15 protein-coding genes are annotated in these 15,797 nt (G+C 67.7%); 6 read left to right on the plus strand and 9 right to left on the minus strand.

Annotated features, from left to right (window positions below):
* Positions 1 to 23: 23 nt before the first annotated feature.
* Positions 24 to 983 carry an MBL fold metallo-hydrolase gene (locus NN4_RS19205; RefSeq protein WP_246180952.1) on the plus strand — a complete coding sequence of 320 codons (960 nt, stop codon included), beginning with the start codon at positions 24 to 26 and terminating at the stop codon, positions 981 to 983.
* Positions 984 to 1,057: 74 nt separating this feature from the next.
* Here the strand turns inward: NN4_RS19205 and NN4_RS19210 are convergent, their stop codons facing one another.
* The 3 genes from NN4_RS19210 to fadD5 form a co-directional block, all read right to left on the minus strand.
* The gene (locus tag NN4_RS19210; protein WP_147132995.1) at positions 1,058 to 1,504 is read right to left on the minus strand and encodes a hypothetical protein; all 447 of its coding nucleotides are present in this window, start codon (positions 1,502 to 1,504) and stop codon (positions 1,058 to 1,060) included.
* A 115-nt stretch (positions 1,505 to 1,619) separates the two neighbouring features.
* A complete protein-coding gene (locus tag NN4_RS19215; RefSeq protein WP_147132998.1) occupies positions 1,620 to 2,225 on the minus strand; it encodes a cysteine hydrolase family protein in 606 nt (201 codons plus the stop codon).
* Between the two features lie 27 nt (positions 2,226 to 2,252).
* Entirely contained in the window at positions 2,253 to 3,824 is a 1,572-nt protein-coding gene (gene fadD5, locus NN4_RS19220; RefSeq protein ID WP_147133000.1) for a fatty-acid--CoA ligase FadD5, read from the minus strand.
* A 341-nt stretch (positions 3,825 to 4,165) separates the two neighbouring features.
* On the opposite strand from fadD5, the gene NN4_RS19225 reads away from it, so the two are divergent.
* Positions 4,166 to 5,137, plus strand: a complete 972-nt coding sequence (locus tag NN4_RS19225) for an NAD(P)H-dependent flavin oxidoreductase (protein ID WP_147133003.1) — start codon at positions 4,166 to 4,168, stop codon at positions 5,135 to 5,137.
* 8 nt (positions 5,138 to 5,145) lie between these two features.
* Here NN4_RS19225 and NN4_RS19230 read toward each other — a convergent pair whose 3' ends face one another.
* Complete coding sequence (locus tag NN4_RS19230; RefSeq protein WP_246180953.1) at positions 5,146 to 5,730, minus strand: TetR/AcrR family transcriptional regulator; 585 nt, start codon at positions 5,728 to 5,730, stop codon at positions 5,146 to 5,148.
* Between the two features lie 110 nt (positions 5,731 to 5,840).
* On the opposite strand from NN4_RS19230, the gene NN4_RS19235 reads away from it, so the two are divergent.
* Positions 5,841 to 6,557 carry a class I SAM-dependent methyltransferase gene (locus tag NN4_RS19235; protein WP_147133007.1) on the plus strand — a complete coding sequence of 239 codons (717 nt, stop codon included), beginning with the start codon at positions 5,841 to 5,843 and terminating at the stop codon, positions 6,555 to 6,557.
* Here NN4_RS19235 and NN4_RS19240 read toward each other — a convergent pair.
* The gene (locus tag NN4_RS19240; RefSeq protein ID WP_147133010.1) at positions 6,554 to 8,926 is read right to left on the minus strand and encodes a lysylphosphatidylglycerol synthase transmembrane domain-containing protein; all 2,373 of its coding nucleotides are present in this window, start codon (positions 8,924 to 8,926) and stop codon (positions 6,554 to 6,556) included. The two genes, NN4_RS19235 and NN4_RS19240, sit on opposite strands and share 4 nt — an antisense overlap.
* 245 nt (positions 8,927 to 9,171) lie before the next feature.
* Between NN4_RS19240 and NN4_RS19245 the strand changes: the two genes are divergently transcribed.
* Together NN4_RS19245 and NN4_RS19250 are read left to right on the plus strand one after the other, a co-directional pair.
* Positions 9,172 to 10,098 carry a polysaccharide deacetylase family protein gene (locus tag NN4_RS19245; protein WP_246180954.1) on the plus strand — a complete coding sequence of 309 codons (927 nt, stop codon included), beginning with the start codon at positions 9,172 to 9,174 and terminating at the stop codon, positions 10,096 to 10,098.
* A gap of 77 nt (positions 10,099 to 10,175) precedes the next feature.
* Positions 10,176 to 11,021 (plus strand): SDR family NAD(P)-dependent oxidoreductase, encoded by an 846-nt coding sequence (locus NN4_RS19250; protein WP_246180955.1) that lies wholly within the window; start codon positions 10,176 to 10,178, stop codon positions 11,019 to 11,021.
* Positions 11,022 to 11,024: 3 nt separating this feature from the next.
* Here NN4_RS19250 and NN4_RS19255 read toward each other — a convergent pair whose 3' ends face one another.
* The 4 genes from NN4_RS19255 to NN4_RS19270 all read right to left on the minus strand — a co-directional run bounded on the left by NN4_RS19255 (position 11,025) and on the right by NN4_RS19270 (position 14,826).
* On the minus strand, positions 11,025 to 11,795 hold the full coding sequence (locus tag NN4_RS19255; protein WP_246180956.1) for an SDR family NAD(P)-dependent oxidoreductase: 771 nt from the start codon (positions 11,793 to 11,795) through the stop codon (positions 11,025 to 11,027).
* Positions 11,782 to 12,573: a 2OG-Fe(II) oxygenase family protein gene (locus NN4_RS19260; RefSeq protein ID WP_147133013.1), complete on the minus strand. Its 792-nt coding sequence runs from the start codon at positions 12,571 to 12,573 to the stop codon at positions 11,782 to 11,784. Before NN4_RS19260 ends, NN4_RS19255 begins: the two co-directional genes overlap by 14 nt.
* 203 nt (positions 12,574 to 12,776) lie before the next feature.
* On the minus strand, positions 12,777 to 13,163 hold the full coding sequence (locus NN4_RS19265) for a DoxX-related protein (RefSeq protein WP_147133016.1): 387 nt from the start codon (positions 13,161 to 13,163) through the stop codon (positions 12,777 to 12,779).
* A gap of 172 nt (positions 13,164 to 13,335) precedes the next feature.
* Positions 13,336 to 14,826 (minus strand): ABC1 kinase family protein, encoded by a 1,491-nt coding sequence (locus NN4_RS19270; RefSeq protein WP_246180957.1) that lies wholly within the window; start codon positions 14,824 to 14,826, stop codon positions 13,336 to 13,338.
* Between the two features lie 106 nt (positions 14,827 to 14,932).
* Between NN4_RS19270 and NN4_RS19275 the strand changes: the two genes are divergently transcribed.
* A complete protein-coding gene (locus NN4_RS19275; RefSeq protein ID WP_147133019.1) occupies positions 14,933 to 15,709 on the plus strand; it encodes a GntR family transcriptional regulator in 777 nt (258 codons plus the stop codon).
* Positions 15,710 to 15,797: the final 88 nt, after the last annotated feature.

Here is a 15,797-nt window from a genome sequence, read left to right on the forward strand (position 1 = left end):
CACCCATCACCTACCGTGGCGAGGTGAGCGAAAACTCCGCACGCCTGGCCGATGGCCGTCCTGGAACCCTCCGCACGCTGGCCCGCTGCTGCGCCGCGCTGGCCGCGACGCCCGGCCGCCTGCTCCGCCCGCGGCAGCCCGACGCGGCGTTTCTGGCAAGCCTGGCGGACACGCCCGCCCCGAAGGCCACCGCGACGGTCCGGTTGACCGCGCTGCCGCAGGCGACGATGGCCGCGCCCGCCATCATCGTCGCCGAGGGGGTGCGCAGCCTGCGCGAGTTGCCGATGTCGATGGGCGCCTTCCTGATCGAGCATCCGCAGGCCAGGTTCCTCGTCGATCCCGCCATCTGCTCCGACGTGCACGAGCGGGTCCTGCCCGGTCACCCCTTTCCGGTCGGCAAGCTGGTGTCGCCCGACAAGCCGGTCCTCGGCCTGAGCAACGCGCTCGCCGCCCGCGATCTCGCCCCCACCGACATCGATTTCACCCTGGCCACCCACCTGCACTGGGATCATGTCGCGGGCCTGCTCGAACTACCGGACTCGATCGAACTCAGGGTCCCCGCGGTGGAATACGACTGGGCGATGCACGGTGCCGAGGCCCCGATCGGCGTCATCCGCGAACCGCTACGCGGCCGAGCCATCGCCCCGGTGGAACTGGACGGCCCGCCGGTCCTGACCTTCCCGCGCAGCCATGATGTATTCGGCGACGGTGCCGTCATCCTCGTCGACCTGGCCGGGCACACCCCCGGCAGCATCGGCGTCCTGCTGGCAGTCGAGGACGGCACCCGAGTCCTGCTCGCCGGTGACGCCGTCTGGAACACGCTGCAGATCAGCCTGATCCGCGAAAAGGCTCCCATGCCCGGCAACCTTTTCGACGCCGACCGCGACGCCGCCTTCCGCACCATCCAGCGCCTGCACGCCCTCCCGGCCGACATCGAGGTCATCGCCAGCCACGACTACGACGCCGTTCTGGCCCGGGCCTGAGCTGGACCTCGCGCCGGGCGTGGATCCGTCGGCAGTGACGCCGGATCTTTGATCGAGGTCCGGCGGCGCCGACATCAGTTGGCGCGCAGGGCGATGACGAGGCCGTCCTTCGAGCAGCTGGAGGGAGTCGCCGGGTCGGGTTGGGCGTTGCACTGCCAGCCGTCGACGGTTTGCGCGTCGGTGTTGCTGATCGTTGTCACGTATTTCGTTGCCACGGTGATCGCTTCGGTGCAGCCGACGCGGCCCGCCGTGCCGCCGACCGCGATGACGGTGCGGGTGCCACCGCCCGCGTCGGTGACGGGGCCGCAGTTGACGTCCTCGACGATTTCGGCGGACGGCGTGCTTGGTGCGGTCGAGGACGACGCCGGGTCGGCGGTGGTCGAGGTCGAGGAGGACGTCGGGACGGCGGTGGTCGAGGTGGCGTGCGCCGAGTGGTCCTGGTCGTTGTTGCCGCAGCCGGTCGAGCAGACTGCTACCGCGAGGGCGGTCGCGGCGAAAACCGCGAGGTGGGTGGGTTTCACCGAGCTGGCTCCTGATCTAATGGGCGGAGCGGCCGAAGCGGCGATGGTCCACCAACATTCGACCGTAGCTGTCATGTTGCCGGAATCATTCAAGCACGGTGCTGTGCCGCGAATGTCAGTGGTGGCCGGTCAGCTGCAGCGCCTGTGCCGCGGTCAGCGAACCCGCGGTGACGAGTTCGAGATTAGCCAGCGAAGCCTCGTGTGCTGCCACGTCGGCAGCGGCCGTGCAGTCGGCCAGCACGTGCACGGTGAAGCCCAGATCGGTGGCTTGCCTTGCCGTTTGCTCCACCGTCAAATTGGTCGCGACACCTGTGACGAACAAGGTATCGATGCCGTGGCCGGCCAGCCACTCCGCCAGTGCGCTGCCCGCCAACCCGGACAGCTTCTGGTTGTCGAAGACCTCGGTCGCCTGCGCCGCCATCTCCGGAATGAGCTGACTACCAGGCGAATCCGGCCGGAACTCGGTCTGCGCCGCGCCTACCGAGCGCATGAACCCGGTATTGCGCACCAACTCCCCCTCACCCACCGGAATGGTGAACCGAGTGAAGACCACCGGAATCTTGCGCGCGGCAGCGGCGTCGTGAAACTCCACCGCACGCGCGACGACCCCGCTGGCCGCCACCGGCTCCGCGAGCATCGGGCCGAAAAACCCGTCGGGCTTGATGACATTCACCTGCCAGTGCAGAGCGAGTACGGCCGCGCGGATCCGAGGGTTCGCCATCCCACGACCATACTCAGCTGCCCGGAATCAGGATGAATAATCTTTGCGCAGTTGGCCTTTCACGACCTTGCCACTGGCATTGCGCGGCAGCTCATCGACCAGCACCAGATCCTTGGGATGCTTGTAGCGGGCCAGGTTCTCGTTGAGGAACGCGGTCAGCTCGTCCAGGGTGAGCTCGTCCTCAGCGCTGTTGAGGGCGACGACGGCGACCGGCACCTCGCCCCACTTCTCGTGCGCCCGGCCGATCACCGCGGCCTCACGGATCTTGGGGTGGGCGAAGAGCACGTTCTCCACCTCGGCGCAGTAGATGTTCTCGCCACCGGAGATGATCATGTCCTTCTTGCGGTCCACCACCCAGATGAAGCCCTCCTCGTCCTGGCTGACCAGGTCGCCGGAGTGGAACCAGCCGCCCGCGAACGCCTCCGCCGTCGCCTCGGGCTTGTTCCAATAGCCCTGCATGAGCGTCGGTCCGCGATAGACGATCTCGCCGACCTCACCGGGTGCGACATCGTTCATCTCGTCGTCGACGATCCTGGCCTGGATGGTCGGGATGGGCTTGCCGACCGAACCGAGCTTGCGCAGCGCATCTTTGCCCTCCAGTACGCAGGTGATCGGCGACATCTCGGTTTGACCGAATACCGCCACGTTGAACGCGTTCGGGAAGCACTCGGCCATCGCCTTCAGCACCGTGTCGGAGGCGGGTGCGGCACCCCAGCTGAGCGCGGTGAGCGCCAGCTTGCGCTCCTTCACCGTCGGCTCGGCACAGATGGCCTGCCACTGCGCCGGCACGCAGAACGCACTGGTCGCTTGCTCCTGCTCGATCGCGTCGAGGAATTCGGTGGGGTCGAACGCGCCGAGCGGATGCAGCACGGTCTTCGCGCCGAGCAGGAAACACGGTGCGAGACTGCCGAGTCCGGCGATGTGGAACAGCGGCGAGGTGCAGAAGCCGATCGAGCTCTGCTCCGTCGCGAGCGCCCGAATGACGGTCAGCGCTTGGGAATTCATGTTCGCGTACGACAGGATCGCACCCTTGGGGCTGCCGGTGGTGCCCGAGGTGTACATGATCAGCGACGGGGTGTCTTCGGGAATGTCGAGCGGGGTGTGCGGCGTACCGCCCTCGGCGAGCACATCGTCGAAGCCGAGCACGCCGTCCGCGGTCGCCCCGCCGATCACGAAACATGTTTCCAGCGTGGCGGATTGCGCCAGCACGGCGGTGGCCAGCGGTTGCAGCACGGTGTCGGTGACGATCGCCTTCGCGCCGCTGTCGCTGACGATGTAGGCGACCTCGGGCGGGGTGAGCCGGAAGTTGACCGGGACCGCGATGGCGCCGAGCGCGTTGATGCCGAACACGGCCTCGATGTATTCGGGGTAGTTCAGCGCGAGGATCAGCACCCGATCGCCGAAGCCGACGCCGCGGCGGGCGAGCGCGTCGGCGAACTTCAGCGAACGCTCGTGCAACTGCCGCCAGGTGGTGTCCGCACCTCGGAAGCGCAGCGCGACCGCGTCGGGCCGCATCTGCGCGTGCCCGGCGATCTGGTTGTTCCAGTGGTTGCGCCGCGACTTGAGCGGCTCGTCGAGCGCCTGCGCACCGGTGGTCATGCCACGAACTCCTCTCGGACCGTCACCTGCGTCCGCCGGGGTGGCCGACAACTGTGACGGGCTGAACTGCGAGCAGAATAACAAGTAACTTAGCGCAGCGGCAAGAGATCAAGTTATGAATCGCGGTTAATTCGGCCGAGGCGACGTTCTCTCCGGAAAATGGCGGATCAGCTGGCAATTTCCCTGAACTTCCGCTCGTCGGAGCGGCCGGTCAAAGGCTCAAGTGTGGCATCCAGATGCGAATGCTGGCTCACTTATGGGTTGAACCCGAGTGGATCCTCGTGTCACCATTCAGGTCTTCGGGCGAACTGGCACGCCCGCGCGAGGCAGAGGAGAGCGCAATGCTGCGGACCAGGTTCACCGAGACCTTCGGTGTGGAACACCCGATCGTGCAGGGCGGAATGATGTGGGTCGGCCGCGCCGAGCTCGTCGCGGCCGTCGCAAACGCGGGCGGGCTCGGCTTCATCACCGCGCTCACCCAGCCGACACCGGCGGACCTGCGCCGCGAGATCGCCCGCACCAGGGAGCTGACCGACAAGCCGTTCGGCGTGAACGTCACCATCCTGCCGTCGATCAACCCGCCGCCCTACGCCGAGTACGTGCAGGCGATCATCGACAGCGGCGTGCAGATCGTCGAGACGGCGGGCAGCAATCCGGAACCGTTCCTGCCGTATTACAAGGACGCGGGCATCAAGGTGCTGCACAAGTGCACCAGCGTGCGGCACGCGCTGAAGGCGCAGCGGATCGGCGTCGACGGCGTCAGCATCGACGGCTTCGAATGCGCGGGCCACCCCGGCGAGGACGACGTGCCCGGCCTGATCCTGATCCCCGCCGCCGCACGGGTGCTCGACATCCCGATGGTCGCGTCCGGCGGTTTCGCCGACGCCAGCGGCCTGGTCGCCGCCCTCGCCCTCGGTGCGGACGGCGTCAACATGGGCACCCGCTTCCTGTGCACGCAGGAGTCCGCGGTGCACCAGAAGGTCAAGGAGCAGATCGTCGCGCACACCGAACGCGACACCCAGCTGATCTTCCGCACCATGCACAACACCGCCCGCGTCGCGGACAACGAGATCAGCCGCAAGGTCGTCGAAATCGAGAAGGCGGGCGGCACTTTCGACGACGTGCGCGACCTGGTCGCAGGCGCCCGCGGCCGCCGCGTCTTCGAAGAGGGCGACCTCGACGCGGGCATCTGGAGCGCCGGTCAGGTGCAGGGCCTCATCCACGACATCCCCACCTGCGCGGAGCTCATCAGCCGCATGGTCAGCGAGGCCGAAGCCTTGATCACCGCTCGGCTCGCAGGCGTGGTCGCCTGAAACCCTGCTCAGCCTGATCGGACCCGGCCGGACAGGCCGGGTCCGATCAGTTGCACCAGGCGCCGGTACGCCTCGGTGGGCGAGAGCGGCGGGTCGGCGTCGGCGATCGCGCCGAGTATCCCGACCACGCCCCAGGACAGGAACGTCACGGTCGCGGCGAACTCGCCCTCGTCCATGTCGAGCTGCTCGGCGAGGCGTTCGGCGAGGATCTCGGCGACCATCTCGCGCGTCGTCCGCAGCAGCAGTGCACCGCTCTTGCGACCGAGCAGGGCTTGGTACACCTCAGGATTCGCCGCGGCCAGCTGGAACAGTGTTTGCACGGGGGCCAGCGGTGTCGCGGCGTCCGGGCCTGTGTCGGCGCCGGGTGCGGTCACCGCGGCCCGCAGGTAGTCGGTGCTGCTCAGCAACAGCAGGTCGTCCTTGTCGCGGAAGTGCGCGTAGAACGTGGACCGTCCGACATCGGCCCGGTGCAGGATGTCGCGCACCGAGATTCGGTCGTAACCGCGCTCCAGCATGAGTTCGATCAACGCCCGATGCAGCAGGCTTTTGGTCCGCCGAACCCGGCGATCCGTGCTGCCCGTCAGTCTTTTCACTTCCGACGACAATGTGCCTCCCGTACAAATGTCGCGAATCCGTCCCGAATGGAACGGTTTCCGTGGTTTTGCCTCTGGTCGAAGTGGCGGCCCCTCCCGACCATGAACACATGACCAAAAACGCACCCCAGTCTTCCATTCGACAGGGCCACCATGACACCGAAACCGGTGTTCTGCTTACCGAGCCGCGGCGTTACCGCATATTCAAGGCTCTATTTCTACTCGGTCGAGGTAACCGCCTCAACGCCAGGCTGGTCGTCCTCAGTGGTGCGGCCCCCGGCCATGCGGTAGCCGACATCGGTTGCGGGCCAGGTGATCTCGTCCGAGCGCTGGCCGCGCGAGTCGGCCCCGACGGTACTGCTGTCGGCATTGATCCGGCCGTGGAAATGATCGAGTTCGCGACCCGGCATTCCCGTGCGGTGCCGAATTGCCGATTCGAACTCGGTGCCGCACAGACGCTACCGCTGCCCGACGCTTCCTGCGACGTGGTCACCTCGACCTTCGCCATGCACCATATCCCGGAGGCGCACCGCGCGGCGGCCGTCGCACACATGTTCCGGATACTGCGGCCCGGCGGCACGCTACTGCTGGCCGATACCCATCCGACCGGCCGGGTACTGCCCGCGGTGGTCCGGGTAATGGCACGCGCCGCCGCGCGCCGCACGCATGACGAGATCGGCTCGGATCACCACTCGGATCCGTTGGCGGCGGTGGATATTCGCCGCTATCGAGACATGCTGACCACGGCTGGATTCGCCGCCGTGACCTTCCACGCCGTCCAGCCCGCGACGGGAGTCCTGCTGGCCACCAAGCCGGCTGAGGTCTAGATCATGTCCTTCGACGCCAGCCAGCGCATGGTGAACCAGCCGCACAGCACCGGCAGCCAGCAGGTGAGCACGCGGTAGAGCAGCACCGAGGGCACCGCGATGTCCAGCGGCACGTTGAAGGCGCCCAGACCACCGATCAGCGCCGCCTCGACGGCGCCGACACCGCCGGGTGTCGGCGCCGCCGAGGCCAGCGTGCCGCCGATCATGGTGACGATGGTGACGGTGATGAACGTGGTGCCGCCGCCGAAGGCTTCCACGCTGGCCCACAGCGCACCGGCCATGCCGAGGGTGATCGCGGCGCAGCCGAGAATGATCACCGAGAAACGCTTGGGATCGCGCGCCAGTTGGGCGAGCTCGCTGAGTACCTCCTGCAATTGCGGGCGCACCGAATTATTCAGCCAGCGGCGCAATTTCGGCACGAACATGAAGGTGCCGATGATGCCGACGCCGACACCGGCGATCAGATACAGCACCGTGGCATCGGGCACGAAGTGCGAAAGATCCGCGGAGGTGCCCGCCGCGATGCTGAATACCGCGAGCAGGCACAGGTGCGTGATCACCTGGACCGCCTGCTGTAGCGCCACCGCCGCGGTGGCGCGCACCGTGCCGACACCACCCTTCTGCAGGAACCGGACGCTGAGGGCGAGGCCACCGACCCTGGCCGGGGTGGTCGTCGCGGCGAAGGTGTTGGCGATCTGCATGATCACCAGGTTCTTCAGGCTCACCGCGCCGGACGCGCAGGCCCACAGCGCCGCCGCCGCACCGACATAGGTGAGGCTCGAGACGGCGAGCCCGAGCAGTGCCCACCACCAGTTGGCCGTCTTGAGCTGGGTGAAGAACGTCGGCACCGCGCTGATGAACGGGTACGCGACGTAGACGAGCCCGATCAGCAGCACCAGCTGGATGATCTGGTTGCGGGTGAACCGGGTGATCTGCTCGGCCTCGATCTTGTCCTGGCCGGTCTGCTTGCGCACCTCGTCGCGGGCGTCCGCCAGCGCGTCCTTCCAGCCGGGCACCGACTTGCGCAGCCCGGCGGGCATGGCGGACTTGGCGAGCCGGCTCGCCGCGGCGATGACCGGCTCCTTGCCCAGGGATTCGATGGCCGCGGCCACCGCGGGCTCCTTGCCGAAGATCGCCGTGGTGGACACCAGCAACTGGGCGATATCGGATTGTTGCTGCTTGTCCGAGGCGCCGTATTCGGCGTTGGCGAAGCCGCCGAACAGCGTGGTGCCGTTGTCGATTCGGATCTCGGTCGGGCGCAGGTCGCCGTGCGAGATCTGACCCTGGTGCAGGGCGCCGAGCGATTTCCAGACCCCGGCCAGCTGGTCGACCGACGCTTCGCTGATCCGGGTGCCCTTGGGCATGGTGTGCGCGTGCAGCATCCAGCCGCGGTCCAGCGCCGCGACGGCGACCGGTGTGCTGCTCGCCAGGCCGAGGTCGCCGACGGCGATGGTCATCAGCGCGCGATGCTCGACGGCGCGGTGCATGGAGCCGTGCATCGCCGCGGTTTCGCTGGCGCGGAAGGTGAGCCAGCGCCAGAGCTGGCGCAGTGCGCCGAAGCTGCGCTGATTCTTGCCGTACATCTCGACGACGAGCCCGCGTTCGGGCCCGTCGATGGCGGCGGCCAGCACCAGCGGCCCGCGCCCGGCCGGATGCACCACGGTGAATCTGGTGACCGTGTGCCCGCGTCTGGCCAGCACCCGCACCGCGGCGTCGAGCGGCACCTCCAGCGCGGGCGTGCCGACGACCAGCACGATGACCGCGCCGACCAGCCAGCCGACGGCAAGGCCGAACATCGCCCGTGCGGGCACCACGGTGCTGACTACCAAGTGGATCGGCGCGAACGCCAGCAGCAGGAACCACAGGTACCGCCGGGGCCGGTTGGGCAGCCACGGGCTGGACACCGTGAGCACGGCCGCCAGCATCGCGATCCAGCGCGGATCGTCCAGGAATTGGGAGAGGAAGGTGTCGAGCCGATCCGGCACCTGCAGATGCCATTTCGGCGCCGAGAGGCCCGTGCCGGTGATCGAGAGCAGCAGTCCGGCGGTGAGCCCCGCCGCCGCGTAACCGGCGAGCAGTTTCCACTGCCTGCCGATGATCAATTCGATCAGGATGGCGAACGGCAGCGCCAGAATCGCCATGCCGTAGACGAGATACACCAGATTCGATTGGTCGGGGTTCAAGAATCCGACGATGTTGGATACCGAACGTTCCAGCGCAAGCCATTCCGGCCGGGTGATCACCGACGCCGCAATGACGATCGCCACCCACGTCGCCGCGAGCACCACGCGAATGATGTCGCTCGTCCGCCGGATCAGCGGTTGTAGGAGGTTGCCCGTTACCGGGATTTCCCGCCCGTCGACTCGCATGAGCTCCTCCGCCTCTCCGCGTCTCTTGCCGGTCGTTCGGTGCGCTCAACGTACCGTCGCGGCCCGGCGGTTCACGGCATGCTGCGTTCTGGGCGTACCCGGCGAGTTACCCGTGTAGTGACGAAATCAGTTGTTTACGTCCGCCGGGGAGAATACACACCGTCGCGGCGCGGCTGCCTCGCCCGAATCGCCGCCGATCCGCGGGCCTGTGCGGTATCTCACGCCGCGCGGGGATTGAACCTGACATGAGTGTCAGATTCGAGAATCGACGCATGGACAACGAGCTCTACGACTACAGCCCGATCACCGACCGCGCCCCGATTCGCTGGCCGGACGGCGCTCGCGTCGCCTTCTATGTCGGCCTGAACGTCGAGCACTATCAGGTGGATCAGCCTTCGACGAGCATCTTCCCCGGGACCGCCGGCCTCGCCCCCGACCCGTTGAACTACGGCTGGCGCGACTACGGCCCCCGGGTGGGCATCTGGCGGTTGACCGAGATCCTGGACCGGCACCGTATTCGCGCCAGCGTGCTGCTCAATTCCGATGTGGTCGAGCACAATCCGCAGATCATCACGGCGGGCTTGGCGAGGGACTGGGCCTGGCTGGCGCACGGGAAGAACAACTCTATCTTCCAGGCTGATATGACGATCGAGCAGGAGCGCGACTACCTCACCGAGGTGGTCGAGACGATCGAGCGGGCGACCGGGCGCAGGCCGCGCGGCTGGATGGGCCCGGCGCTCACCGAGACCTTTCACACCCCGGCGCTGCTGGCCGAGCTCGGCCTGAGCTACGTGCTCGACTGGACCAACGACGACCAGCCCTATCGGCTGAATGTGCCCGGGATGCTGAGCGTTCCGTACACGGTCGAGCTGAACGACAACACCCTGTTCCTCGGCAAGGGGACCAGCGGCCCCGACTTCGTGCGGATCGTGCGGGACCAACTCGACCAGCTCTACGCGGAGTCGGCCGACAGTGGCCGGGTTATGGCGCTCGCGCTGCACCCCTTCGTCATCGGGCAGGCGTTCCGGGCCAAGTATCTGGATCAGGCGCTGGAGTACGTGGTGAACCATCCCGGCGTGTGGTCGACCACCACCGACGACATCGCCGCGCACTTCGCGGGCGCGTCACCCCTTGCTGAATCCGCGCGGGCCGAAGACGATCAGGTCAGTTAGGCGTACCTGCGGCCGTACCAGGCCGGGGATCGACTACGTCCGGCTGCTCGCGTTTGGCCGATGTTCAGGAGGCAGGGATGGCTGTGCAGGACCAGGATCTGACAGGGAAGACCGTGGTGGTGACCGGTGCGAGCTCCGGTATCGGCGCCGAGGCGGCGGCGACATTGGCCGCCCGCGGCGCCACCGTCGCGGTGGTCGGCCGGTCACCGGAGCGGACGGCCGAGGTGGCGGCCAAGGCGGGTGCGGAGCCCTTCCTCGCCGACTTCGCCCGGTTCGACGAGGTACGCAAACTCGCCGACCAGCTGCTCGACCGCTATCCGCGCATCGACGTGCTCGCCAACAACGCGGGCGGTTCCTGGCCGAAGCGGACCGCCACCGACGACGGCAACGAGCTGACCTTCCAGGTCAATCACCTGTCCCCGTTCCTGCTGACCAGCCTGCTGCTGGACCGGCTCGTGCAGTCGCAGGCGCGGGTGATCAACACCGCCAGCATGACCTACCGGATGGCGAAGCTGAACCTCGACACCGTCAACGCGACCACCGGGTCGTTCAACCAGATGGGCGCCTACGCGGCGTCGAAGCTGGCGAACATCGTGTTCACCCGGGAATTGGCGCGCCGCACCGCTGGCACCGGTCTGGTCACCGCCGCGTTCCACCCCGGCGCGGTAGCCACCCATGTGTACGACAACGCGCCGCTCGGCCTCGGCGCGCTCATCCGGTCCCCGCTGGCCAAACCGTTCTTCATCAATCCGAAGAAGGGCTCGGAACCGTTGGTGCACTTGGCAACCACCGCCGACGACATCAACGGGCACTACTTCCACCGGCTCGAGCTGGAGCCGCCGAGCAACAAGCAGGCGGTGGATCAGGCGCTCGCGCAACAGCTGTGGGAGCTGTCCGAGCGGGTCACCGGCGCGTCCCGGTAGCGGTTACTGTTCGGCCTCGGCGAGCTGGGCGGGCGCGCCGTCCGGCCCGCTCGGCTCCGCGCCGATGCCGAACACCCCGCCGGTGAAGCTGCCGCCGTCGAGTTCGATGATCGCCTGCGCGACCTGCTCGGTGGGTACCACTGCGGGAAAAGAGTTGGGCGCGATGGCATTCGCGCGCACCCCGAACTCCGCGAATTCGTCGGCGATATTCCGGGTCAGCTGGTTGAGCGCCGCCTTCGACGCGGAGTACAGCGTCTGCCCGGGATACACCTCCGAGCCGGAGATGCTGGAGACGTTGACGATGTTCCGGTTCGCCGCGCGGTTCTCGGCGCCGGTGTGCAGCCAGCTGCGCTGGGCCAGCCGGGCTGCGAACCGCAGCGGCACCGCGACATTCAAGGTGAAGTGCGGATCGAACTGCTCCAGCGAAGCGTCACCGTCGACGATGCCGCGCGGCTGCAACTGGACGTGCGCGGCATTGTTGACCAGCAGGTCGACCTTGCCGTACCGGGCGAGCGCGAGATCGACCACCCGCTCCACCTCGCCCGGTACGGTGAGATCGGCGCGGACCACGAAGACTCGCGAATTGTTCTCCGGCACCGGCTTTTCCGGCTCCAGCGGGTCGACGAACGACTCCAGCTGCGAGGGCACCGCGGGCGTGCGGGTGCGGCAGACCGCGACGATGTCGTACTCGGTGTAATAGGAGCGGCAGAACACGTTGCCGAGCGTGCCGCCCGCGCCCGTGATCAGGCAGACCCGGCGTTCACCAGTAGACAATCTTGTCCCCTCCCCAGCGGGCCACCGCGTCGTCTTTGGTCCGGTGCACCCACATCACCACGCTGTTGCGGTCCTTGATGTTGCCGCCGGCGAAGGTGTGCCAGGTGCGCGGCGTGACTTCGAACAGGATCAGCGAATTATCCAGTGGCGGAATCAGTGTCAGCTCCGGCAGCTTCTCACCATCGGAAAGGTTGTTGTAGAGCGCGGTTTCGCCGCCGTCGCCCGGCTGCCATTCGGGGTTGCCGAAGTAGAACAGCACAGCCACCGCGCGGATCGACTCGCGGGCGAGCACCCCGGCTTCACGCTGGCCGGACTTGATGTCTACCGAGTCGGCCGGCAGCCGCACCTCGTCGGGGCTCGGCGGCTCGCCGGGGAACCACGCGGGATTGAGGTCGTTGTGCGGCCACCCGTACGGGGCACCCGGCGCGTGATGATGCACCGACCCTTCGACGTCACCGGTCGCGGTGACGCCGGCGATCCCCGCGACCAGGTCGTGCCATTCCCGGGAGGCGAACACATCGAACGCGGTGCCCCGCAGATTGGCCAGGCGGATCCCGTCGGCGCTGTAGTTCGCCGCCACCTGCTGGAACAGGTCGGGGCTTTCGCGACGCACCCGGGCCAGGTCCTCGCTCATCCGCGCGAAATACTCCGGTACGAACACGTCGCGGGCGTACACATGCGGGAACGGGTCGCTACGCCGGATCCAGCGCCGATGGGCGAACAGATCCGCGAAGCGCTTCGGGCGCGCCTGCGCCTCCAGTACCGATTCGGTTGTCACACCACTCACTCCCTCCCGGTCGAACCACTCGCGATCATATTGCGCGGTGCACGCCCTCGCCGCTGGTGTTCGTTTTGTGCGCGGGTGGGCGGGTGGTGCGCATCGGTGGGAGTGGTCGGGCCAGGAAGGCCCGCCTGCGGTCCGATTTCCGGCAACCCCTCGTGTTCCGGAAGTCCGCGACCGCGCCGGTCAGGCCGTGCCGGTCACCATGCGTGCGTGCCGGACTGTTCGACCGGCCGGGCGCCGGAGAAACGTGCCGCGAGGAAAGCGAGGTAGGCGATGAAGCCCACCGACCCGAGCGGCCTGCTCCGCCGGAAGGTGATGGCCAGTCCCAGTACTACTTCGGTGAGCCCGTTGCGATAGGTCCAGCGGCGGGTGGCGCGGGGAAATGCGCGCGCGGTCAGCGGATCGAAGGCCTGCGGCGCCGTGAAATGTGCCGCGCCGGTACCGGCGAGTCCGAGTCCGAAAGCCCGCGCGCGCAAGCTGTCCGGCGTCCGTGCCGGGAGCACGGCAGGATTCTGCGGCGGACTCCCCGCCGCGAGCGCTCGGGTCGACTTGCGGCGCTTACGACGGCCGATGATTCTGCCCATGCTTCTCCTCGGTAGGCCTAGGTGCGGACGCTCAGCCAGCGGCTGCGGAAGAACTCGGCTGGCTGCCGACGGACTCCCTGCACAACTGAGGGGTAATTATCCGAACCCTAGCACTGTCTGGGACAGCATGTCTCGGTAGGTGTCGTACCTTGCCCGTGGGGGACGGCCCGGCTCAGCCGACCGACATCTGGCGATTCGCGGCCTGGGCCCGCTGCTCGCGGACTGCGGCCAAGTCCACCGGCCGGTCCGGGTCGGGATCCTCGAGCGTGCCGAGCGCCTCGGCCAGCATCGGCATCCAGCGCAGGATCTCCTCGCGGTACGGCCCCTCCGTCTCCAGCTGGCTCAGCACCCCGACCAGCGTGAGCGCGGCCCGCGCGAACGGCGTGAAGTAGGCGGGCATCGTCATCTCGCGCACCACATTCGACAGCCGCGGATTGGTGGTGCGCAGCACCTGTTTGCGCAGCCACGGCGTCGTCATCCGATAGGTTGCGTGCTTGAACGGCTCACTGCACGGTTCGACAACGGCGTAGAGCGCGTCGCTGTCGAACGCGCGTCCGAAGGTAACGAAGCCGTGCCGCCGGGTCGCCGCTTCCAGCTGCTCGGGTCCGCCGCCGGTGAAGAAGGCCTTGCAGTAGTCGATCGCCAGTTCCTCGAAACCCTCGGGCGGCCAGGCACAGCAGGCCCCGAAGTCGACCACGCCGAGCCGTCCGTCGGGCAGTACGCGGAAGTTGCCGGGATGCGGATCGGCATAGAGCAGCCCGTGCCGTCCCCAGCCGGAGGTGACGAAACGAACCATGAGCATGCCGACCCGATCGCGCTCGTCCTGCGCGCCGGTGGCCACGATCCTGGTGAGCGGGGTGCCCTCGACCCACTCGGTGATCAGCACGTCGCCGCACTGCGCGACCACCTCGGGGACGTAGAAGTCCGGGTCGTCCGCGTAGGCCACGGCGAAGGCGCGCTGATACTCGGCCTCGGCCGCGTAGTCCAGTTCCTCCCGGACGCAGTCGCAGATCGCCTCGGTGACCGCCTTGACGTCGGCGCCGGGCAGGAAGACGGTGGCCAGATGCGAGATCCGGCGCAGCTGCTCCAGATCGCCCTCCACCGCCTGGCGGCCGCCGGGGTACATCACCTTGACCGCGACCGCCCTGCCGTCGTGCCACACCGCGCGGTGTACCTGGCCGAGCGAGGCCGCGGCCGCCCGTCGATCGTCGAATTCCCGGAAGCTGTCGCGCCAGTCCGCACCCATGCTGGCCGCGATGGCCTCGTGCACCGTCCGCGGCAGCATGGCGGGGGCCGCGTCCTGCAGCTGGCTCAGCGCGATCCGATACGGCTCGGCGAGCTCCGGCGGCAGCGCCAGTTCGTAAATCGCAAGCAGCTGACCGAGTTTCGCGGCGCAGCCCTTCAACTCGCCGAGCACCTCGAACATGTGCTGGGCGGTGCGCAATTGGATGTCTCGATTGACTTCTTCGGACGATCTGCCGAGGGCGCGTTTACCGACGCCCGCGGCCTGCCGACCGGCGAAGGCCAAGGGCAGTGCGGCGAGCTTCGCATTGCGAACAGCGGTGCGAACTGGGGGTTTGCCGTCGGACCTCGACGCGAAAAGGCGCGAGCGCTTGCTCGTTGAACCCTCGTCTGAACTGTCGCCGCTGCGCCGGATCGCCATGACTCACCTCACACTGTGCGCCGACCAGTGTTACACACGTGCAGTCTGGCACAGTAGGCCTTAGACTGTCTGGGACGTATTCGAACGTAGTCGAAAGGTGACTTCGATGGGATCCCAGACGGTAGTCGCCGACGTTGCCGATGAGTTGGCACGCCGGGTTGCCGCGGGGGAGTATCAGCCGGGGGATCTCATGCCGTCCGTGCGGCAGGTGGCCGAGGAGTTCGACATGAACCGGGCGACCGCGCAGCTGACGCTGGGACGGCTGGAGACGAACGGATTCGTCGAGGCGCGCCGCGGCAAGGGTTTCACCATCCGCGATGTCCGCGAGGCCGGTGGCGTCGATGTGTATCGGCAGCTGTTCCGGTTCTCGATTCCGATGCCAGACGTCGCGACCGAGATGTTCCGCGACATCGTCGATGTCGAGCGCGGCATCGTGATGGAGACGCTGCTCGCCTACACCGGCAGCGAGCAGGCGATCGATCAGACCGTCCTCAAGGCGGAGATCGACAAGCTGGAAGCCATTGCCCGCCAGGATGATCCGGACCTGCGCCAGATTCTGGCCATCGAGGTCGGGCTGGTCCGCAGGCTGCTCACGGCGCTCGGGCTCACCATGCAGCGGGCCATCATGAACTCGGTCGGCGAGATGGTGCTCGAGGTGCCGGAGGCGGTCGAGGCGTTCTTCGCGGGCGCACCGGATCTGCACGTGCTGGTCTGGCGGGCGCTCGCGGCGGTGTGGGACTCCGGTTCCGGGCCGTCCGACGCGCAGGTCGCGCTGTTCGAGGATCTGTTCGGGATGTACCACGAGCGGGTGATCCTGCGCTTCGACGAGCTGGTGGGCGCGGCGCACGGGCACGCCGACAACGGGCACGCGGCGACCGCCTGACGGCGTCTTCCCCGCCCGCAGTCCCGATCTCCCTTGCTGTTCCGCCCGGCCGATGCGACTCGTGCGGCCGTATTGCCCCATTGCCTCA

The sequence above is a fragment of the Nocardia ninae NBRC 108245 genome (genome assembly GCF_007990755.1).
Classification (GTDB): Bacteria; Actinomycetota; Actinomycetes; order Mycobacteriales; family Mycobacteriaceae; genus Nocardia; species Nocardia ninae.

Coding starts and splice junctions, on each gene's coding strand:
- NN4_RS19215 (WP_147132998.1), bottom strand. CDS start 2,225: ATGGCGAACCCTCGGATCCGCGCGGCCGTACTCGCTCTGCACTGGCAG.
- fadD5 (WP_147133000.1), bottom strand. CDS start 3,824: ATGACCACCGGTGCGCAGGCGCTCGACGAGCCGCTCAAGTCGCGGCGC.
- NN4_RS19225 (WP_147133003.1), top strand. CDS start 4,166: ATGCTGCGGACCAGGTTCACCGAGACCTTCGGTGTGGAACACCCGATC.
- NN4_RS19235 (WP_147133007.1), top strand. CDS start 5,841: ATGACCAAAAACGCACCCCAGTCTTCCATTCGACAGGGCCACCATGAC.
- NN4_RS19240 (WP_147133010.1), bottom strand. CDS start 8,926: ATGCGAGTCGACGGGCGGGAAATCCCGGTAACGGGCAACCTCCTACAA.
- NN4_RS19245 (WP_246180954.1), top strand. CDS start 9,172: ATGAGTGTCAGATTCGAGAATCGACGCATGGACAACGAGCTCTACGAC.
- NN4_RS19250 (WP_246180955.1), top strand. CDS start 10,176: ATGGCTGTGCAGGACCAGGATCTGACAGGGAAGACCGTGGTGGTGACC.
- NN4_RS19265 (WP_147133016.1), bottom strand. CDS start 13,163: ATGGGCAGAATCATCGGCCGTCGTAAGCGCCGCAAGTCGACCCGAGCG.
- NN4_RS19270 (WP_246180957.1), bottom strand. CDS start 14,826: ATGGCGATCCGGCGCAGCGGCGACAGTTCAGACGAGGGTTCAACGAGC.
- NN4_RS19275 (WP_147133019.1), top strand. CDS start 14,933: ATGGGATCCCAGACGGTAGTCGCCGACGTTGCCGATGAGTTGGCACGC.